The organism is Clostridioides sp. ZZV14-6150 (genome assembly GCF_020657875.1).
Classification (GTDB): Bacteria; Bacillota; Clostridia; order Peptostreptococcales; family Peptostreptococcaceae; genus Clostridioides.
In genome coordinates, this window is sequence record NZ_JAGWDA010000007.1 from 17,861 (window position 1) to 40,079 (window position 22,219).

A 22,219-nucleotide genomic window follows, 5' to 3' on the forward strand; every position below is an offset into this window, starting at 1 on the left:
AATGAGATTCATTCATACATCAGATTGGCATCTAGGGAAATCCCTAGAAGGTCATTCTAGAATTGAAGAGCAGGCAAAATTTTGTGAGGACTTCATAAAAATAGTAGAATCAAGTGAAGTTGATATGGTAATAATTGCTGGGGATATATATGATAATTCTAATCCACCAGCACAAGCTGAAAAACTGTTTTATAAAACAGTTTCAAGACTTGCTAATAATGGACAAAGATGTGTAATAATAATTTCTGGGAATCATGACAATCCAGAGAGACTTTCTGCAATAACACCTTTAGCACATGAACAGGGTATACTTATATTTGGTTATCCATCAAGTTCTACAGAAAAAGCTAAGTATGAAAAATTTGAGATAACAGAGACTATACAAGGATGTACAACATTAAATATAAATGGAGAAAGTGTTGTAATTGCTACATTGCCTTATCCAAGTGAAAAAAGATTAAATGAGGTTTTTTCAAGTGAAGATGATTTGGAAAAGCAAAAGACTTACTCTGAAAAAGTAGGCGACATATTTAGAAGTTTAGGAGAAAATTTTAGAAGTGATACTATAAATATAGCAGTATCACATATATTTGTAATAGGTGGAGAGAGTACTGAATCAGAAAGACCTATACAACTAGGAGGAAGCTTTTTGGTTGAAAAAAAAGACTTACCAGAAAAAGCTCAATATACTGCACTAGGACATTTGCACAAACAACAAAAAGCTTCTGAACGATTAAATGCATATTATTCTGGTTCTCCACTTCAATATAGCAAAGACGAAAGAGCATATACTAAAGGTGCGTATATAGTGGATATAAAAGCAGGAGAAAAACCAAATATTGAGGAAATTTATTTTAACAATTACAAACCAATAGAAGTATTTAAATGTAATGGTATAGATGAAGCTTTAGATATATGTGAGCAAAATCAAGATAGAGATATCTGGTCATACTTTGAAATAGATACTGATGAGATAATATCTCAGGGTGAAATTAAAAAAATGAAAGAATTATTAAAAGACATAATAGAGATAAAACCAATAATAACATCTTGTTATGAACAAGAAAGTGTAGATATAAAAGAAAAGTCTATGGCAGAATTATTCAAAGAATTTTATTCCTTTAGTAGAGGTGTAGAACCAAAAGGAGAACTTATGGATTTATTTCTAGATATAATAAGTGAAGAAGGTGAATCAACAGATGAGACCAATTAGATTAGAACTGACTGGACTTAATAGTTATATTGATAAACAAGTTATAGACTTTGAAAAACTAATTGAAAGAGGTTTGTTTGGAATATTTGGGACTACTGGAAGTGGGAAATCTACAATTTTAGATGCTATAACTATTGCTATGTATGGAAATATATCTAGAAATACAAAAGAATATATAAACAGTGTATGTGATAAAGCAATTATATCGTATGAATTTGAGATAGGAAGCAAAAATACAAGAAGAAGATACATTGTAGATAGAACTATTGTAAGAAGTAAAACAGGAACAAAGACTTCTGGTGCTAGATTAGTAGAGGTGTTAAATGATAATACAAAAAATGTTTTGGCTGATAAAGTTGTTGAAGTAAATGAAAAGGTGGCTCAAGTTGTAGGACTAACATCAAACGATTTTACGAGGTCAGTAGTTTTACCACAAGATAAATTTAATGAGTTTTTGAGATTATCACGTGCAGATAGAAGAGATATGTTAGAGAGAATTTTCAATCTTGAAAAGTATGGAAGAAGTCTTGGAGATAAAGTAAAAAAGAGAAAAAATTTACATTCGCAAAAGTTAAAAGACTTGAAATCAAAATTAAGTCAATACGATGGAATTACAGAAGAAGTGTATAATGATATCAATCAAGAACTAATGGAGTTAAAAAAACTAGAAAAAGAGAAAAATAAAACTTTGGATTTAGTTCAAAAATCTTATGAAGAGAGTAAGGTAATATATGAGGAACAATTGAAACTAGAGAAAAATGAGCTTAGAAAAAATGAACTCAACCTAAAAAGCAATGAGATAAAGGAAAAGACTAATCTTGTAGAAAATGATAATAATGCAAGAAAAGTGGACCCATACATAGGAACAGTTCAAAATTTAGAAAAAAGAATAGAAGAAGATAGTTTTACAGTAGATAGATTAGATAAAAAATTAGTAATTTTAAATCAAGAACTTGAAATTACAAAACATAGATATGAAAGAATAAGTAAAATTAAAAATGAAGAAGTTCCTAAGTTAAGTGAGGAAAAAATAAAGTTACAACAAGCAATAAAATTAGAAGAAGAATTAGTTTTACTAGATAAGGAATTAAAAGAATTAAAAGAAAATGGTCTTGATTTAAGTAAGAACAAAATGGAGTTAGAAAAACTAAAAAAAGATTCTGAATCTAGAAAAGAAGCAGTTATTAAGTCTGTAAAAGAAATTGAAGGGAAAATAGATAAAGTAAATATAAGTGCAGAATTAAAACAAAAAATATTTTTAGCATATGAATATGAGAAAGATTATAATAAAGTATTAGAAGAGAAAACTCAAAAAATAAATAAACTAGAAGAAATATCTAAGGATACAGAAGATATAAATTTAAAAGTCAGATATATTGATAGAGACAAAAATGACATCAACCGTAACCTAGAAAGTTTGTCTCTTCATTTAGATGTTCTTCTTAAAAAATGTCCTGGCAAAAGTGAAGATTTGCTTTTAAAATCTGAATATGTAACTGAATTAAGGAATAAGGCAAATAATACCAAAGAAAATGAAATTAAGAAAAATAATATACAAGATGAATTAAAAGTAGTTTTAGAAAATAAATTTAATATTGAGAGAGAGCTAAATCTAGTAAATGAAAAGCTTGAGAACAATAGAAAAAATAGAGAAGACCTTGAAAAAGAGTTAGAAGAACTAAAATACTTGAATTTGGCTTCTGAGCTTAGACGTGAATTAAAAGAAAATGTGCCATGTCCAGTTTGTGGTTCAAAGCACCATGAAAATCATAATATAACTAATTATGATGAAAATATAGTTTTTGTTAAAGATAAATTAGATAAATTGGAAAAAGAAAAAGTAAGCATAAGACATAATATTGAAGAATTAAATGCTAAAGTAAGTGGTTATGTGTCTGTAGAAAAAATGAAAACTAAAGAATTGGAAGATGTAAAAGGAAAACTTGGGGAAATTCCATCCAGTCAATTATTTAAAAGACTTGATGATGAACAAAGAAAATTAGCTGTACTTAAATCTAATATTCAAGAGTGGGAAAAAGAGAAAGAGAGTACCGAAAATAAAATAACATTGGCAAAAGAAGAAAAAAATAGAATTGAAAAAGAAGAATTAAAGATAAACGAAAGTTTGAATAACTATAAGAAATTAATAAAAGATTTAAATATCGAAATTGAAAGTCTGGAACATAAATGTAAGAAATTAAAACAAGAGTATTTAGGATTAAAAACAATTACTAAAGTTTCAAATCTATCGTCAAAAGTAGAAGAATTAAGAGAAAATGAAAAAAAATTAGAATTATTAAATACTGGATATTCAAACTTATTAAAAAACAGAGATTTATTAGATATTAAAATAAGAGAACAAGAAAGTAAATTACATGAAATAGAGTTAGAGTTAATAAAGGCTAGAGAGTTATATGTAGAAAAAAAAGTGCATAGAGAAAGTAAATATAAAGAAGTAATTAACATAACAAAAGGTGATTTAGCTAAAAATCTTTTACATAATGTTGAAGAACGTATATGCAAGATACTAGAACAAGAAGAGTCTAGTAAAGTAAAGCTAGAAGAACAGAGGTTAGAATATGAAAAAAATCTTGCTGAGAAGCACAATATAGATGGAAGACTTAAAACTGCTAAAGAACAATATAAAGAACAAAAAATAATATTAAATAAACTGCTAGCAGAAAATAAATTTGAAAGTATATATGCGGTAAAAAGAGCTTTATTAGAAGGTGAAGAAGTAAAAAAACTGATTGAAGAAATATTAGAATATGAAGAAGAACAAAAGTTATTATCGTTTAAAATAAAATCATCAAAAGAAAAATTAAATGGAAGAATTATTAAAAAAGAATACTTTGAACAATTAAAAGATAATATTTATAATATGAAAGTAGAAATAGGAAATATATCCAAAGACATTGGAGCTAATCAAAATAAGTTGATAACATTAAAAGATTCTTTAGATAAGATAAATGATTTTAATAAGGAACTTAGATTGGTTGAACATAAAGTAGATTTGTTAGAAGAATTAGATAAATGTATACAAGGAAATAAATTTGTAGAATACGTCTCTACAAATCAACTAAAATATATAGCTTTAGAAGCATCAAAAAGATTAGAAGGAATAACTAAAGGAAGATATGCACTTGAAATTGACTCAACACTCAATTTTGTAATGAGAGATAATTTTAATGGAGGAGAAAGAAGAAGTATTGATACTCTATCTGGAGGAGAGACATTTTTAACTTCACTATCATTAGCACTTGCTCTTTCATCTCAAATACAATTAAAAGGGAGTGCACCACTTGAATTCTTCTTCTTAGATGAAGGATTTGGTTCATTGGATAGTGAGCTTTTGGAGATTGTTATAGAATCATTGGAAAGATTGCATAGTAATAATCTAAGTGTGGGTATAATAAGTCATGTCGAAGAGCTTAAAAATAGAGTTCCTGTTAAGCTATTGGTTTCATCGAGTGAAGCTGGAGTAGGTTCAAAAGTAAAAATTGAATACAGTTAGAAACAATATGTTAATTGAATATATTATCTAACATTTCCAAAAAATATATAATTGTGATATAATTAAAACTAATATTAAATTTATTTATAATTAATATCAATATAAAAAAACAAGTAAGTAGGAGTGTGGTAAGTGTTGGAATCGCCCAATAGTTTGGTCCAGATTATAATTTTAGTAGTATTACTTATGGGGTCTGCATTTTTCTCAGCATCAGAGACAGCTTTAATGTCTTTAAGTAAAATCAGAATTAGATATATGCAAGATGAAGGAGTCAAAGGAGCTAAGTTAGTAAGTTCATTAATAGAAAGCCCAAATAAACTTTTAAGTTCTATATTAGTTGGAAATAACGTTGTAAATATAGCAGCAACATCCATATCAACGTCACTGTTTATAGGGTTGATGGGAGAAAAAGGAGTAGCACTTGCTACAGCTGTTATGACAGTACTAGTGTTAATATTTGGTGAAATTACTCCAAAGACAATAGCAGCAAGTAACTCAGAAAAGGTTTCTCTTTTGGTATCTAAGCCTATAAGAGTAATTATATTTGTATTAAGACCAGTAGTATGGGTATTTAATATAATTACGAACGTTATATTTAAATTGTTTGGTATAACACATAAAGGAGCCAAGTCATTTATAACTGAAGAAGAATTAAAAACTATGGTAAATGTAAGCCATGAAGAAGGCGTCCTTGAAATGGAAGAAAGAGAAATCATAAATAATGTATTTGAATTTGGAGATATGCAAGCCAAAAACGCAATGATACAGAGAATAGATATGGTAGCTATAGATATGGAAGATAGTTACGATGAAATCATACAAGTATTTAAAGAAGAAAAACTAAGTAGAATGCCTGTATATGAAGAAACTATAGATGATATTGTAGGAATACTTAATATAAAAGATATTATATTTTTATCAGATGAGGAAATAGAGTCATTTGATATTAAAAATTATATGAGAGATCCATTTTTCACATATGAGTTTAAAAAGATAACACAGCTTCTTGAAGAGATGAAACTTGAAAAAAGTCAAATGGCTATAGTTGTAGATGAGTATGGTGGGACATCTGGGCTTTTGACTATAGAAGATTTAGTAGAAGTAATTGTTGGTGATATAGAAGATGAATATGATGAAGAAGAAGATGAAATACAAGTTATAAAAGAAGATGAGTATATTGTAGATGGAAGTACTAAAATTGGTGATGTTAATGAACTTATAGGTGTAAACTTAGAATCTGAAGAATTTGATTCTATAGGTGGGTTTATAATTGGACATTTAAGCAGATTGCCAGAAGAAAATGAAGTAATTGAAGTTGATAATATAAGATTTTGTATAGAAAGTATAGAAAAAAATAGAATCAAAAAAATAAGAATATATACATAATGTAATAATGTTCTTAAATTTATTATAAGTGCATTGAATGTAGAATTTAAATTCTATATTTAATGCACTTATTTTTATTTTATATTCAAATAAAACTAGTATGAAATGGACAAAATAGAAATATAAATTAGAAGGAAGGAGATTTTTAAGATGAACATATTAGAAAATGATTTTTTATACAAATTAAAAAATAACACTATCTTTTTTTGTATATACACATTGTTGTTTATTTTTATTTATAAAGCATTTCCATACATAGCTCCATTTTTTTTAGGTGGAATAATAGCTCTTATGATTAATCCTATATCACAAAAATTAGAAAATAAGTTTAACATCAATAAGGGTGTGTCCACATTAGTTTTGAGTTTTCTTGCAGTAGCAGTAGTAAGTACAGTTACTACAATAATCGTAATAAATTCAGTGAAAGAATTAATGGGATTTCTAAATAATATATCTACCAACCCTGAAGATATAAGCAATACAATTATGTATTTTTTAAATAAAGTAAATACATATATGAAATCATTTCAAGAAATAGCTAATTTTGATATAGAACAATTAGTAAGTAAGTTTAGTAATGAAGTAATGCATATTACAAAAAATCTCCTTACAAGTATACTTGGACTGGCTACTTCTATTCCATATATTATAATATTTATAATTACTTTGTTTATTGCTACATATTTTATAGCAAAAGATTTAGATAAAATTGAAAATAATTTCTATAATATGTTTACTGTTGATGTCAGAAAAAAGGTAAAGAATGTAAAGAAGGAAGCAGGTCTTTCTCTTGTAGGATATATAAGAGCTTATACAATACTTATGGCTATAACTTTTTTTGCGATATGGGGAAGTTTCGCTATATTTGGATTAAAATATGGTCTGATAATAGCTTTTGTAGGAGCTTTAATGGACTTAATTCCATTTTTAGGAATAATAACAATATATCTTCCAGTAATCGTGTACTATTTTCTTATAAAAAATTATTTTATAGCTGTAAGCATGACTATAATATTTTTTGTTTTATCTCTAATAAGAGAAATACTTGAACCCAAATTAGTATCAGTAAATGTTGGGTTAAATCCATTAGCAACACTGGCTGCAATTTTTATTGGAATTCAGGTAAAGGGAATAATAGGAGTAATTTTTTGTTTGGGTTTGGTATGTATGCATGATATACTTAAGAAGGTGGATATCTTTTAGCTATAAATAATGAAGATATTTTTGTAGTAAAATTTTATTCACTAATAAATAAAAATTCCATTAATATTGTAAGAAAGAAGGTATATGCATGAAACAAAAAGTAGTAGAAAGATTTTTAAAATATGTATCATTTGATACAACATCGAATTCTCAATGTGAAAATTGTCCATCTTCAGAAGGTCAAAGAGTTTTAGCTGAGTATATAGTTGAAGAGTTAAAATCAATTGGTATTGATGAAGTAAGTTTAGATGAAAACAGTTACGTAATGGCTACTTTAAAAGGAAATGTTGAAGGTGTAGATACTATAGGATTCATATCACACTTGGATACAATTGAAGATATAAGTGGAAAAGATATTAAACCAAGAATAATAAAAAATTATGATGGAAAAGATATAGTTTTAAATGAAGAATTAAATGTTGTTACATGTGTAAAAGATTCTCCAGAATTAGTAGAATTTAAAGGAGATGATTTAATAGTTACTGATGGAACAACTTTACTTGGTTCTGATGATAAAGCTGGAATAGCTGAGATAGTAACTGCAATAGAATATTTAATCAATCACCCCGAAATTAAACATGGAGATATAAAAATAGGATTTACACCTGATGAGGAAATTGGAAGAGGTGCAAATCTATTTGATGTTGAAAAATTTGGAGCAAAATATGCATATACTTTAGATGGAGGAGTAGTTGGAGAACTTGAATGTGAAAACTTTAATGCAGCAAATGCAACTATTACTATACATGGTAGAAACGTTCATCCAGGTTCAGCTAAGAATAAAATGGTCAATGCTATACATATAGCATCTGAAATCTCAGAAATGTTCCCAGCAGATGAAAGACCAGAAACAACAGAAGGTTATGAAGGCTTTTGGCATCTAAATACTATAAATGGAAATGTTGAAACTGTAAGCATGGCTTATATTATTAGAGACCATTGTAGAGAAAAATTTGAACAAAGAAAATCTATAATGATAGAAAATATAGAAAAAATAAATAAGAAATATGATAATAGAGTGGAATTAGACTTAAAAGATTCTTATTATAATATGAAAGAAAAGATTGAGCCAGTTATGTTCATCGTTGATATAGCCAAAGAGGCAATGGAAGAAGTAGGTATAAAGCCACGTTTAGTTCCTGTAAGAGGTGGTACTGATGGTGCAAGACTATCATTTGAAGGATTACCTTGTCCAAATATATTTACTGGAGGATTAAACTTCCATGGTAAAAATGAATGTATTCCAGTTAGTTCTATGGAGAAAGCTACTAAATTAGTTATAAGAATAGCTGAAAAATATGCTGAAAGAGTTTAGTTAAAAAGTATTCAAAAATTAAGAGTTTAAAGTTATAATAGCTATATCATTCTTTATAAAACAAACTGATTGTAAGTTTGTTTTGTATTTAAGATGATGTAGCTATTTTTATAATTATTTTGATAAAAGGTAATTATATTCACTTTGGAGTATAAATAAGTATTGCAGAGTAACAATAAGTATTAATATTTTAAATAAGGGGGAATTATATTGAAAATTAAATCTAAAAAAATAATGGTATTTGCACTTGTATTAGGGCTTGTAATGCCTAGCTGTGTATATGCAGATACAACTAGCAAGAATCAAAATTCGCAGGAAAATATGAATAGCTATATTCAAAATAGAAAATCTCCAAAGGGAGAAAAGTTAATTGGGGAAGATAGATTTGATACAGCTATAAAAATATCTCAAAGTGGATGGAATAATGGTTCAGAAAGGATTTTTCTAGTAAATTCAAATTCATTACCAGATGCACTAGCTTCAACTCCTTTAGCAAGTAAATTGGATGCTCCAATACTACTTACTAATAAAAATAATGTACCAGAAAATGTAGCAGATGAGATAACAAGACTTAATCCTGAAGAAATTATTTTAATTGGAAGTGAAGGAGCAATTTCATCAAGTGTAAAAAAATATCTTGAAGATACAGGTGTTTTAGTAAGTAGAATTGGAGGAGCAGACAGAGAAGAAACTTCTTTGCTTCTTACTAAACAATTGGATGATACAGGAGATTTAGGCGTTTCAAAAATAGCAGTAGTTAATGGGTATAATGGCCTAGCAGATGCAACTTCTATATCAAGTCCAGCTGCAAGTGATAATATGGCTATAATATATGCAAGTAAAGATAGTATAAGAAGTGAGGCTAAAAGTTTTATAACACAAAATTCAAATGAGACATACATAATAGGTGGAGAATATAATATAAGCAAAAAACTTGAGGGACAACTAGTAAATTCAGAAAGATTAGCTGGAACAGATAGAAAAGATACAAATGCTAAAGTTTTAGAAAAATTTTATGGAAAATTAAGTAAGGTTAGTAATATGTATTTTGCAAAGGATGGAAGTGGTAGAGAAGCTGATTTAGTTGATGGGCTTGCTGCTGGAGTATTGGCGGCAAAAACAAAGTCACCTGTCATTCTTGCAAGTGGAAGTCTAAGTAATGGACAACAAAGTTTTATAAAGAAAGTAAAAGCAGATAAATTTATACAAGTTGGTGGAGGAAAAAATAGTAATCCTTATACAGAAGCATTAGGATTACAGTAGTTTTATCAATTAGTAATATTATATAATAAAGACAAGTAAACTAAGTTATGTTTAATTAGAAGTTTGAATTGATGTATATGAAATTCTAATTAAGTTGCAAATAGCTTAGTTTACTTATTTTTGTGCTAATAGATACTTTACAATACAGTAGGTTATACAGTTTTCTAATGATATAGAAAAGACACCTCAATGTGAAGTGTCTATCTATAATATATTTTTCTTTTTCAATTAAATTTACTATATATGTTTTAAGTATTAACCTTTAATGTTTTTCATACATTCTTATGGAATACTACATTTAGTTAATATTGATTACATTTCCAGTATTAATATCGATTAAATTGATATCAAGTTCAAGCTCATCTTCATCATCAGTTTTTATAATATCTATAATTGCTACAGAATGGCTTCCATCTTTGGGGATAGAAGTACTTCCTGGATTTATAACTATTAAATTATCATCCATATATAGTTTCTTTACATGAGTATGTCCTAAAACTAATATGTCAGCACCCATTTTCTTTGATTTATCAATAATTTCTTCTTCTGTTTCTGTATAACCATGATTTAATATAATCCTAATTTCTCCAAATTGGCTCATGACATAAGGACTTTGAATAGGATGTTCTATTACCATCTGGTCGACATCTGCATCACAGTTACCTTTAACAATTATAATATTTTCTAATTTGTTTAACACTTCTATAAATTTTTTAGGATTATATCCTTCTGGAATATCATTTCTAGGACCATGATATAAGACATCTCCTCCATGTAAGAGAATATCACAGTCAGATAATACATTTAATGCTTTTTCAAAGTAAAGTAAACTACCATGAGTATCACTCATTATTCCTATTTTCATATTAAAATCCTCCTAAGTGCAGTCTATAAAAATTTTTCAGATACTCTATGCCAAAACTCGTAATTTGACATCCTAAGTAATTTTATTTTTGCATCAGACATGCTAACTTTTATATTTTCGATTTGTCTAAATCTGTGCTCAACACCATCAACAACAATCAATAATGAATCTTCAAATCTGTATTCTGGTGCAATCTTTATAACAGATTCATTTGAACATATTATGCTTGATGTAAAACATCTATATGCATTAGTGTTTATTGGATGTAACGGTGTAATCTGCATAAGTTCAAGTTTTATATCAACAATACTACCGCCAGCAGAATAGTTGTAGGCGGTTGAACCTGTGGAAGTAGAAATAATCATACCATCTCCACTAAAATTTTGTATATGTTTATCATCAAGGCTTAGATTAAGATGTATAGTTCTAGACTTGTCTCCTCTTATAACAACTTCATTTACAGCAAGCATGTTAGAACCGCTAGTAGTTGTATATACTTCAGCATTAAGAAGTGACATTTCTTGAATAATATAATCCTTTTTTATATAAGCTTCAATAAAGCTATCAATCTTATCTGGTAAAATATCAGGAAAAAATCCCAGATGTCCTGTATTTATACCCATTATGGGAATTTCAGGAAAATCGAAATCTCTAACTGTTCTTAAAAAAGAGCCATCACCGCCAATTGATATAATAAGTTCTGTATCTGGATAAATATCTGAATACACCTCAAAGCCAGCGTTGACAAGTTTTCTAGTTAAGAGTTCTTTAGTCTCAAGGGACTTATTTAATTGGTTTGCATTTATAGTTATAATTCTTTTCATATATTCACCTCTTCATACTTTGTATTATAACATAGTTTTATAATTCTTAATTTATAAATTTATAAATGACCTAGCTTGTTGTGAATGTGTTAAAATATGTATAGGGGGGTATAAAAAATTACATAAGAGGTGAAGACGTGTTTAAGGTAAAGAATATCACAAAAAAATTAGGTAAATTTAAATTAAATAATATAAACTTGGAATTAAAAGAAGGAGATATTATTGGAGTTATAGGACCAAATGGTTCTGGAAAGACAACTTTAATAAAAATTATAATGGGCATTATTGATGCTGATGAGGGTGAAATTGAACTTTGTAATGAAACAATTGACAATTCTCCAGTAAGTTTTAAAAACAATATTGGTTTTGTATATGATTCTTTACAATTTTATCCGCATTTAAAGGTGAAAGAGTTTAGAAGAATAGTATCCTTATTTTATAGTAATTTTGATAGAGAAAGATTTGATGAATATCTTGAAAAATTTGAGATAGAAGAAAATATACATATTAAGAATTTATCCAAAGGACAATCTGAGAAGCTTATGCTAGCAAATGCACTTAGCCATAATGCAAAACTACTTATTCTGGATGAACCAACTGCTGGAATAGACCCAATTGTAAGAAAAGAAATAATGCAGTATCTAAAAGATTTTGTGAAAAATGGAAATAGTAGTGTAATAATTTCAACTCACAATACTGATAATTTAATTAGGATTGCGGATTATCTTATTTTTATAAATAAAGGAAATCAGATTTTTACAATAAAGAAAGATATGTTAGAGCAGGAGTATAAAATAATTAGGGCAAATAAAGCAGAATTAGAAGAAATTAAAGAAAATATAGTTGGTGTAAAAGAGTATAAATATTATAGTGAAGCACTACTGAAAGTTGGAGATAACTTAAAAGTAAAAAGCTTATTGATAGAAATTGATAAGCATAAAGTTAAAAATCCTACTATAGAAGAACTAATGTATTATTATATAAATGAGGTGAAATGATGTTCAATTTGATAAAAAAAGATTTAATAATAGGAATTAGTTCAGATGGTGTTCGTAATTTAAAGTACATATTGCTGTTTTTTGTTTTTTATTTTTTCCTTAACTCAATTTCGTATTATACAGTAAGTGTTGTCATAGGTTATTTAATTTTTGTAAATACATTTGAATGTGATTATGAAAGTGATTCAAGAATATTTATAAGAAGTATGCCAGTTAGTATCGAAGATATAGTGTATTCGAAGTACTTATTAGGTGTGGGATTAATAATTTTTATAACAACAATTGTATCTTTAATAAGTAAATTGACATCATTAGTGTTTTTTAGAAGCATGGTTTTAAATGATGTATTCTTTTCTATAAATATATTTTTAGCAATTTTATCAATAGTGCTTCCTTTATTTTTTAAATTTGGATATGGAAAAATGAAAATTTGTGGATTAATAATAAGTATTTTAATTTATTTTGTATATGGGAGTCTTTTAAGAATGGTTAGTATGATAGTATATCAAGTAAAGCATGTTAATTATAGTAATGTAGGAGGCGTATACCTTTCAAATTATATTACTGATATGACTAATACTAGATATATAAATCTATACAGTGTGACGTTTTTGACTATAATAATTTTTATAATATCTATGTATTTCTCTATTAAGATTTCAAAAAAAAATAAGTTTAATTATAAAAGTTTTTAATTAATATTATAGCGTAAAATATAAGGAGATTAGAAATGAATAAGTTCATAAAAGTTTCAATTTTTATTTTGGGAGTTTTTACACTATTCATAGCTATAAATAAATTAGCATATAGAGATATGGTAAGTGTCAAAGATTATGAAATAAATCATTTAGAGGAAATTGTTTTTGATTTTGATAGCAGAAGAAGTGAAGAAATTGGTACTGTTATAAGATTCAAAATAAGTAATAACAGTAAATACAGTTATAGGTTAAACAGTGCAAAAATGAGATTTGAGAATTGTATAGAGAGTAAAAAAGGAGAGAATAAATGCTCTTATTATGTAAATATAGATTTGTTTAATGAAAAAAATTCTATAACTGAAAAAACCTTAAACTATGGGATAAAGTCGAATAATCAAGGTTATGTCGATTTTGTGATTCCAAAGGGGTTAAACTTTGATTATAGGTATTTTAACGACTCTGGTATGAGTGTAGAATATAAGGGCGAATTTACTGTGGAAATACCTATTGCAAAAGGTTTATATCTAGTAGTTGGAAAAAATAATGATGTATGGAATTCTAATGTTATGGAGTAATTTGAAAAAATTGAAAAATAAAGTTATTACATATATAATTAAAATAGTATGAAATTTATAAATATTCAGATTGGGAGGGTGTTCAATGTCAATAAGCAATGTAAGAGAGTACTTTAAAGAATTTGGAAGGGAAGATAGCATACTAGAGTTTGAACAATCCAGTGCTACTGTAGAACTTGCGGCAGAAGCGGCGGGAGTTATTCCAGCTAGAATCGCTAAGACTCTTTCATTTAAAATAGGAGAGGATGCAATTTTAATTGTTACAGCTGGAGATGCTAAGATTGATAATAAAAAATACAAGGATGAGTTTAGTTGTAAAGCTAAAATGTTAGCACCAGAAGAAGTCCTAGACTTTACTGGACATGCTATTGGTGGTGTTTGTCCATTTGGTTTAAAAAAGCCTTTAAAAGTATATTTAGATGATTCAATGAAGAGATTTGATACAGTATTTCCTGCATGTGGGAGCAGTAATTCAGCAATAGAACTTACATGTGATGAAATGGAGAAGTTTTCTAAGTGTGAGAAATGGGTAGATGTTTGTAAAAATTGGTAAAAAATATAGTGAAAATTAGTAAAAAAATATCCCTGTATACAATCTGTTTGGGGATATTTTTATGTGGAAAATATTTATAAATCTAAGAGGAAAATCTAATTTAAACTAATAATCCAAAATAAAGTTAAAAAATTCTGATTTTTCTTCGAAATAATAAAAAAATGACAAAAATATGGAAAAAATGTAGTAAATATTGTTAAAAAAATAATTAGAAATTATTGAAAAATTATCCTTTGAGTGATACTATTATAGATGTAAGATATTTAAAAAACAAAAATAATCACAAAAAATATGATTATTTAGCTCTATTAAAATAATTTTGATATGATAGAAAAAATTTATATATGGGTTGAAATACTAATATATAGAACATTTACTATTGATATACCCTAGAATTAATATCATAAACAAATTATTTTATCTATAACCATTGTGAGAGAAGTTTTATTATAGCTTGAAATTTCACAAAATTCCAAAAAGCGAGATTTTTTTTAAGTGAAGTTGACTTTAAATTAACAATTTATAATTAAATTAATGTCATAATCGGTTAATATAATTGCATATAAATATAGGGCGGACTTTAATTAAGGTTATAAATTTCTCGACGTATACTCAAATACTTTATTATAGATGTTGCCGAGATTTTAATTAATAAATGAAAATAAAATATTTATAAAATACTGAGGAGGCTATTATGGATTTAAATTCTAAAAAATATCAGATGCTTAAAGAGTTATATGTAAGCTTCGCTGAAAATGAAGTTAAACCTTTAGCAACAGAACTTGATGAAGAAGAAAGATTTCCTTATGAAACAGTGGAAAAAATGGCAAAAGCAGGAATGATGGGTATACCATATCCAAAAGAATATGGTGGAGAAGGTGGAGACACTGTAGGTTATATAATGGCAGTTGAAGAATTGTCTAGAGTTTGTGGTACTACAGGAGTTATATTATCAGCTCATACATCTCTTGGTTCATGGCCTATATATCAATATGGTAATGAAGAACAAAAACAAAAATTCTTAAGACCATTAGCAAGTGGAGAAAAATTAGGAGCATTTGGTCTTACTGAACCTAATGCTGGTACAGATGCGTCTGGACAACAAACTACTGCTGTTTTAGATGGAGATGAATACATACTTAATGGCTCAAAAATATTTATAACAAATGCAATCGCTGGAGATATATACGTAGTAATGGCAATGACTGATAAAGCTAAAGGTAATAGAGGAATTTCAGCATTTATAGTTGAAAAAGGAACTCCTGGATTTAGCTTTGGTGTTAAAGAAAAGAAAATGGGTATAAGAGGTTCAGCTACTAGTGAATTAATATTTGAAGATTGTAGAATACCTAAAGAAAATTTACTTGGAAAAGAAGGCCAAGGATTTAAGATAGCAATGTCTACTCTTGATGGTGGTAGAATTGGTATCGCAGCACAAGCTTTAGGTTTAGCACAAGGTGCTCTTGATGAAACAGTTAAATATGTAAAAGAAAGAGTACAATTTGGTAGACCATTATCAAAATTCCAAAATACACAATTCCAATTAGCTGATATGGAAGTTAGAATACAAGCGGCTAGACATCTTGTATATCAAGCAGCTATAAATAAAGACTTAGGAAAACCTTATGGAGTAGAAGCAGCAATGGCAAAATTATTTGCAGCAGAAACAGCTATGGAAGTTACTACAAAAGCTGTACAACTTCATGGTGGATATGGATACACTCGTGATTATCCAGTAGAAAGAATGATGAGAGATGCTAAGATAACTGAAATATATGAAGGAACTAGTGAAGTTCAAAGAATGGTTATTTCAGGAAAATTATTAAAATAGAGATATTAAAATATACACAATAGGTCGATATTAAAATAGATATGGAGGAAGGATTTATGAAGATAGTCGTTTGTATAAAACAAGTTCCAGATACAACAGAAGTTAAACTAGATCCTAATACAGGTACTTTAATTAGAGATGGAGTACCAAGTATAATAAACCCTGATGATAAAGCAGGTTTAGAAGAAGCTATAAGATTAAAAGAAGAAATGGGAGCTCATGTAACTGTAATAACAATGGGACCTCCTCAAGCAGATATGGCTTTAAAAGAAGCTTTAGCAATGGGTGCAGATAGAGGAATATTATTAACAGACAGAGCTTTTGCAGGTGCTGATACTTGGGCAACTTCATCAGCATTAGCAGGAGCATTAAAAAATATAGATTTTGATATTATAATAGCTGGAAGACAGGCTATAGATGGTGATACTGCACAAGTTGGACCTCAAATAGCTGAACATTTAAAGCTTCCATCAATAACATATGCTGAAGAAATAAAAACTGAAGGCGAATATGTGTTAGTAAAAAGACAATTTGAAGATTGTTGTCATGACTTAAAAGTTAAAATGCCATGCCTTATAACAACTCTTAAAGATATGAACACACCAAGATACATGAAAGTTGGAAGAATATATGATGCTTTCGAAAATGATGTAGTAGAAACATGGACTGTAAAAGATATAGAAGTTGACCCTTCTAACTTAGGTCTTAAAGGTTCTCCAACTAGTGTATTTAAATCATTTACAAAATCAGTTAAACCAGCTGGAACAATATACAATGAAGATGCAAAAACATCAGCTGGAATTGTAATAGATAAATTAAAAGAGAAGTATATCATATAATTTAAGGGGGGATAAAGAATGGGTAACGTTTTAGTAGTAATAGAACAAAGAGAAAATGTAATTCAAACTGTTTCTTTAGAATTATTAGGAAAGGCAACAGAAATAGCCAAAGATTATGATACAAAAGTTTCTGCATTACTTTTAGGTAGTAAGGTAGAAGATTTAATAGATACATTAGCACATTATGGAGCTGATGAAGTAATAGTAGTAGATGATGAAGCTTTAGCAGTGTATACAACTGAACCATATACAAAAGCTGCATATGAAGCAATAAAAGCAGCTGACCCAATAGTTGTATTATTTGGTGCAACTTCAATAGGTAGAGACTTAGCACCTAGAGTATCTGCTAGAGTACATACAGGACTTACTGCTGACTGTACAGGACTTGCAGTAGCTGAAGATACAAAATTATTATTAATGACAAGACCTGCTTTTGGTGGAAATATAATGGCAACAATAGTTTGTAAAGATTTCAGACCTCAAATGTCTACAGTTAGACCAGGAGTTATGAAGAAAAATGAAGTTGATGAAACTAGAGAAGCTGTAATTAATCGTTTTAAAGTAGAATTTACTGAAGCTGATAAATTAGTTCAAGTTGTAGAAATAATAAAAGAAGCTAAAAAACAAGTTAAAATAGAAGATGCTAAAATATTAGTTTCTGCTGGACGTGGAATGGGCGGAAAAGAAAATTTAGACATACTTTATGAATTAGCTGAAATTATAGGTGGAGAAGTTTCTGGTTCTCGTGCAACTATAGATGCAGGATGGTTAGATAAAGCAAGACAAGTAGGTCAAACTGGTAAAACTGTAAGACCAGACCTTTATATAGCATGTGGTATATCTGGAGCAATACAACATATAGCTGGTATGGAAGATGCTGAGTTTATAGTTGCTATAAACAAAAACCCAGAAGCTCCAATATTTAAATATGCTGATGTTGGTATAGTTGGAGATGTTCACAAAGTACTTCCAGAACTTATAAGTCAATTAAGTGTTGCAAAAGAAAAAGGTGAAGTTTTAGCTAACTAATTTCTTGGGGAGGGTATTATGAGTACAAGCGATGTTAAAGTTTATGAGAATATAGCTGTTGAAGTAAATGAAAATATATGTACAGTGAAAATGAATAGACCTAAAGCCCTTAATGCAATCAATTCAAAAACTTTAGAAGAACTTTATGAAGTATTTGCAGATATTAACAATGATGAAACTATCGATGTAGTAATATTGACAGGGGAAGGAAAAGCATTTGTAGCTGGAGCAGATATTGCATATATGAAAGATTTAGATGCTGTAGCTGCTAAAGACTTTAGCCTTCTAGGAGCTAAAGCTTTTAGAGAAATAGAAGATAGTAAAAAAGTAATAATAGCAGCTGTAAATGGATTTGCTTTAGGTGGAGGATGCGAACTAGCAATGGCTTGTGATATAAGAATTGCATCTGCTAAAGCTAAATTTGGGCAACCAGAAGTAACTCTTGGAATAACTCCAGGATATGGAGGAACTCAAAGACTTACAAGACTGGTTGGACTGGCAAAAGCAAAAGAATTAATCTTTACAGGTCAAGTTATAAAAGCTGATGAAGCTGAAAAAATAGGGCTAGTAAATAGAGTTGTCGAGCCAGAAGTTTTAATGGAAGAAGTTGAAAAACTAGCTAAAACAATAGCTAAAAATGCTCAACTTGCAGTTAGATACTCTAAAGAAGCTATACAACTTGGTGCTCAAACTGATATAGATACTGGAATAGATATAGAATCTAATTTCTTTGGACTTTGTTTTTCAACTAAAGACCAGAAAGAAGGAATGTCAGCTTTTGTTGAAAAAAGAGAAGCTAACTTTATAAAAGGGTAAACAAATCTAATTAAAAATATATTTTCTGTTAACTAGATTGAATAAATACTTTAATCTAGTTAACAGAATATAAATACTAAAATAACAGGAGGTTATAACTATGAAATTAGCTGTAATAGGTAGTGGAACTATGGGAAGTGGTATTGTACAAACTTTTGCAAGTTGTGGTCATGATGTATGTTTAAAGAGTAGAACTCAAGGTGCTATAGATAAATGCTTAGGATTATTAGATAAAAATTTAACTAAATTAGTTACTAAGGGAAAAATGGATGAAGCTACAAAATCAGAAATATTAAGTCATGTTAGTTCAACTACTAACTATGAAGATTTAAAAGACATGGACTTAATAATAGAAGCATCTGTAGAAGATATGAACATAAAGAAAGATGTTTTTAAATTATTAGATGAGTTATGTAAAGACGATACTATTTTAGCAACAAATACTTCATCATTATCTATAACAGAAATAGCTTCTTCTACTAATAGAGCAGATAAAGTTATAGGAATGCATTTCTTCAATCCAGTTCCTATGATGAAATTAGTTGAAGTTATAAGCGGTCAATTAACATCAAAAGTTACTTTTGATACAGTATTTGAATTATCTAAGAGTATCAATAAAGTACCAGTAGATGTATCTGAATCTCCTGGATTTGTAGTAAATAGAATACTTATACCTATGATAAATGAAGCTGTTGGTATATATGCAGATGGTGTTGCAAGTAAAGAAGAAATAGATGAAGCTATGAAACTAGGTGCAAACCATCCAATGGGACCTTTAGCATTAGGGGATTTAATAGGATTAGATGTTGTTTTAGCTATAATGAACGTTCTATATACTGAATTTGGAGATACTAAATATAGACCTCATCCACTTTTAGCTAAAATGGTTAGAGCTAATCAATTAGGAAGAAAAACTAAAATAGGATTCTATGATTATAATAAATAAGAACTTAAATCTAAAAAATTTAACTGATATTGTCTAAAAAAAAACAATCTCAAAAATCTGATAAAAATCTAATTTAATGGGGGTAATGAATATGAGAGAAGTAGTAATTGCCAGTGCAGCTAGAACAGCAGTAGGAAGTTTTGGAGGAGCATTTAAATCAGTTTCAGCAGTAGAATTAGGGATAACAGCAGCTAAAGAAGCTATAAAAAGAGCTAATATAACTCCAGATATGATAGATGAATCACTTTTAGGAGGAGTACTTACAGCAGGTCTTGGTCAAAATGTAGCAAGACAAATAGCATTAGGTGCAGGAATACCAGTAGAGAAACCAGCTATGACTATAAATATAGTTTGTGGTTCTGGATTAAGATCTGTTTCAATGGCATCTCAACTTATAGCATTAGGGGACGCTGATATAATGCTAGTTGGTGGAGCTGAAAACATGAGTATGTCTCCTTATTTAGTACCAAGTGCTAGATATGGTGCAAGAATGGGTGATACTGCTTTCGTTGATTCAATGATAAAAGATGGATTATCAGATATATTTAATAACTATCACATGGGTATAACTGCTGAAAATATAGCAGAACAATGGAATATAACTAGAGAAGAACAAGATGCATTAGCTCTTGCAAGTCAAAATAAAGCTGAAAAAGCTCAAGCTGAAGGAAAATTTGACGAAGAAATAGTTCCAGTGGTTATAAAAGGAAGAAAAGGTGACACTGTAGTAGACAAAGATGAATATATTAAAGCTGGTACTACAATAGAAAAACTTGCTAAATTAAGACCTGCATTTAAAAAAGATGGAACAGTTACTGCTGGTAATGCATCAGGAATTAATGATGGTGCTGCTATGTTAGTAGTAATGGCTAAAGAAAAAGCTGAAGAACTAGGAATAGAACCTCTTGCAACTATAGTTTCTTATGGAACAGCTGGTGTTGACCCTACAATAATGGGATATGGACCAGTTCCAGCAACTAAAAAAGCTTTAGCAGCTGCTAATATGACTATTGAAGATATAGATTTAGTTGAGGCTAATGAAGCATTTGCTGCTCAATCTATAGCGGTAGTAAAAGATTTAAACATAGATATGGCTAAAGTTAATGTCAATGGTGGAGCAATAGCTATAGGACATCCAATAGGATGCTCAGGAGCAAGAATACTTACTACACTTTTATATGAAATGAAGAGAAGAGATGCTAAAACTGGTTTAGCTACACTTTGTATAGGTGGTGGAATGGGAACTACTTTAATAGTTAAAAGATAGTTTTAGATTATAATTTTTAAAAATTAAACATTTAACCAGGAATTTAACCTGTAAGAGTAACTATTTGTTATTCTTACAGGTTTTTATGGTTAAAAAATAACTATTATCTATTAAACAAAAATAGTGTAAAATATATAATATCATGATTTTGAAGATATAAAAGAAAGTAGGTAAAAGTTTGTTTAAAAAAGAAAATCAAAAATATAATCTTATATCATATACAAATGAAGAAGAAATGACTCTAAAAGAAGTTTTGCTGGATAAGCTAAATTTTTCGGTGAGGTCATTGTCAAAGATGAAAAGAGAAAAAAGTGTATTAGTAAATGGTGTATATAAAAAACCAAGTTTAAAAGTGTCTTGTGGTGATTTAATAGAGGTAAAAATAGAAGAAGAAAAAGCAAATTTTGAGCCACAAGATTTAAATTTACAAATAATATATGATGATTTTGATATAATTATGGTAAATAAGCCACCATTTATGGTAGTTCATCCAACTAAAAGTCACTATGATAATACAATAGCAAATGGTATTAGTTATTATATAGAGAAGCATAAAGAAAATGTAAAAATACGATTTGTGAATAGACTTGATATGAACACTTCAGGGCTTGTTATAGTAGCAAAAAATGCTTATGCACATCATACTTTGTCTACATCAATGAGTGAAAATAAAGTTGAAAAAACATATATAACAGTAGTGAATGGGATTATAGATGAAGATGAGGGAACTATAAATGAACCAATTTATAGACCTGAAGAGGATTCAATAAAGAGAGTAATAGATGAAAGAGGACAAGCATCTGTTACCCATTATAAAGTAGTAGAAAGATTAAAAAATGCAACCGTACTAGAAGTAAAGCTAGAAACTGGTAGAACACACCAAATAAGGGTGCATATGGCTCATATAGGTCATAGAATAATAGGTGATGAGTTATATGGTTATATAGATGAAAATCTTATAAATAGGCAAGCTCTTCATGCATATAGCTTAGAGTTTGAACAACCAAGAACAAAAGAAATTTTAAAATTTAAAACAGATATACCGAAGGATATGCAAGAGTTAATATCGAAATTAAGATAGATG

The 22,219-nt window shown here is 28.6% G+C and carries 19 protein-coding genes; 17 read left to right on the forward strand and 2 right to left on the reverse strand.

Annotated elements, in window-relative coordinates; all coding sequences use genetic code 11:
- The first annotated feature begins 1 nt into the window (after position 1).
- The 6 genes from KGF41_RS09560 (at position 2) to KGF41_RS09585 (ending at position 9,894) form a co-directional block, all read left to right on the forward strand.
- The gene (locus KGF41_RS09560) at positions 2-1,213 is read left to right on the forward strand and encodes an exonuclease SbcCD subunit D (protein ID WP_227827005.1); all 1,212 of its coding nucleotides are present in this window, start codon (positions 2-4) and stop codon (positions 1,211-1,213) included.
- On the forward strand, positions 1,200-4,727 hold the full coding sequence (locus KGF41_RS09565) for an AAA family ATPase (RefSeq protein WP_227827006.1): 3,528 nt from the start codon (positions 1,200-1,202) through the stop codon (positions 4,725-4,727). The genes KGF41_RS09560 and KGF41_RS09565 overlap by 14 nt, the downstream gene beginning before the upstream one ends.
- Positions 4,728-4,859: 132 nt before the next feature.
- Positions 4,860-6,113: a hemolysin family protein gene (locus tag KGF41_RS09570; protein WP_227856611.1), complete on the forward strand. Its 1,254-nt coding sequence runs from the start codon at positions 4,860-4,862 to the stop codon at positions 6,111-6,113.
- Between the two features lie 150 nt (positions 6,114-6,263).
- Positions 6,264-7,316, forward strand: coding sequence for a sporulation integral membrane protein YtvI (gene ytvI, locus KGF41_RS09575; RefSeq protein WP_227856612.1), 1,053 nt, complete (start codon positions 6,264-6,266; stop codon positions 7,314-7,316).
- Positions 7,317-7,404: 88 nt separating this feature from the next.
- The gene (gene pepT / locus KGF41_RS09580) at positions 7,405-8,631 is read left to right on the forward strand and encodes a peptidase T (protein ID WP_227827009.1); all 1,227 of its coding nucleotides are present in this window, start codon (positions 7,405-7,407) and stop codon (positions 8,629-8,631) included.
- 210 nt (positions 8,632-8,841) lie between these two features.
- Entirely contained in the window at positions 8,842-9,894 is a 1,053-nt protein-coding gene (locus tag KGF41_RS09585; RefSeq protein ID WP_227827010.1) for a cell wall-binding repeat-containing protein, read from the forward strand.
- 298 nt (positions 9,895-10,192) lie between these two features.
- On the opposite strand, the gene yfcE is transcribed toward KGF41_RS09585, so the two are convergent.
- A complete protein-coding gene (gene yfcE / locus KGF41_RS09590) occupies positions 10,193-10,759 on the reverse strand; it encodes a phosphodiesterase (RefSeq protein WP_227827011.1) in 567 nt (188 codons plus the stop codon).
- Between the two features lie 23 nt (positions 10,760-10,782).
- Positions 10,783-11,583: an NAD(+)/NADH kinase gene (locus KGF41_RS09595; RefSeq protein ID WP_227434012.1), complete on the reverse strand. Its 801-nt coding sequence runs from the start codon at positions 11,581-11,583 to the stop codon at positions 10,783-10,785.
- 137 nt (positions 11,584-11,720) lie between these two features.
- Between KGF41_RS09595 and KGF41_RS09600 the strand changes: the two genes are divergently transcribed.
- From KGF41_RS09600 to KGF41_RS09650, 11 genes are all read left to right on the forward strand, one after another.
- Entirely contained in the window at positions 11,721-12,581 is an 861-nt protein-coding gene (locus KGF41_RS09600) for an ABC transporter ATP-binding protein (protein ID WP_227827012.1), read from the forward strand.
- Positions 12,581-13,276: an ABC-2 transporter permease gene (locus tag KGF41_RS09605; RefSeq protein ID WP_227827013.1), complete on the forward strand. Its 696-nt coding sequence runs from the start codon at positions 12,581-12,583 to the stop codon at positions 13,274-13,276. The genes KGF41_RS09600 and KGF41_RS09605 overlap by 1 nt, the downstream gene beginning before the upstream one ends.
- Before the next feature lie 35 nt (positions 13,277-13,311).
- Complete coding sequence (locus KGF41_RS09610; RefSeq protein WP_227827014.1) at positions 13,312-13,854, forward strand: hypothetical protein; 543 nt, start codon at positions 13,312-13,314, stop codon at positions 13,852-13,854.
- An 85-nt stretch (positions 13,855-13,939) separates the two neighbouring features.
- On the forward strand, positions 13,940-14,407 hold the full coding sequence (locus KGF41_RS09615; RefSeq protein WP_227827015.1) for a YbaK/EbsC family protein: 468 nt from the start codon (positions 13,940-13,942) through the stop codon (positions 14,405-14,407).
- Positions 14,408-15,101: 694 nt separating this feature from the next.
- Entirely contained in the window at positions 15,102-16,238 is a 1,137-nt protein-coding gene (locus KGF41_RS09620; RefSeq protein WP_227827016.1) for an acyl-CoA dehydrogenase, read from the forward strand.
- Positions 16,239-16,294: 56 nt separating this feature from the next.
- Complete coding sequence (locus KGF41_RS09625) at positions 16,295-17,077, forward strand: electron transfer flavoprotein subunit beta/FixA family protein (RefSeq protein ID WP_227827017.1); 783 nt, start codon at positions 16,295-16,297, stop codon at positions 17,075-17,077.
- Between the two features lie 18 nt (positions 17,078-17,095).
- A complete protein-coding gene (locus tag KGF41_RS09630; protein WP_227827018.1) occupies positions 17,096-18,106 on the forward strand; it encodes an electron transfer flavoprotein subunit alpha/FixB family protein in 1,011 nt (336 codons plus the stop codon).
- An 18-nt stretch (positions 18,107-18,124) separates the two neighbouring features.
- Entirely contained in the window at positions 18,125-18,922 is a 798-nt protein-coding gene (locus KGF41_RS09635; RefSeq protein WP_227827019.1) for an enoyl-CoA hydratase-related protein, read from the forward strand.
- A 100-nt stretch (positions 18,923-19,022) separates the two neighbouring features.
- Positions 19,023-19,868, forward strand: coding sequence for a 3-hydroxybutyryl-CoA dehydrogenase (locus KGF41_RS09640; protein ID WP_227827020.1), 846 nt, complete (start codon positions 19,023-19,025; stop codon positions 19,866-19,868).
- Positions 19,869-19,959: 91 nt separating this feature from the next.
- A complete protein-coding gene (locus KGF41_RS09645) occupies positions 19,960-21,135 on the forward strand; it encodes an acetyl-CoA C-acetyltransferase (RefSeq protein ID WP_227841999.1) in 1,176 nt (391 codons plus the stop codon).
- 178 nt (positions 21,136-21,313) lie between these two features.
- Positions 21,314-22,216 carry an RluA family pseudouridine synthase gene (locus KGF41_RS09650; protein ID WP_227827022.1) on the forward strand — a complete coding sequence of 301 codons (903 nt, stop codon included), beginning with the start codon at positions 21,314-21,316 and terminating at the stop codon, positions 22,214-22,216.
- Positions 22,217-22,219: the final 3 nt, after the last annotated feature.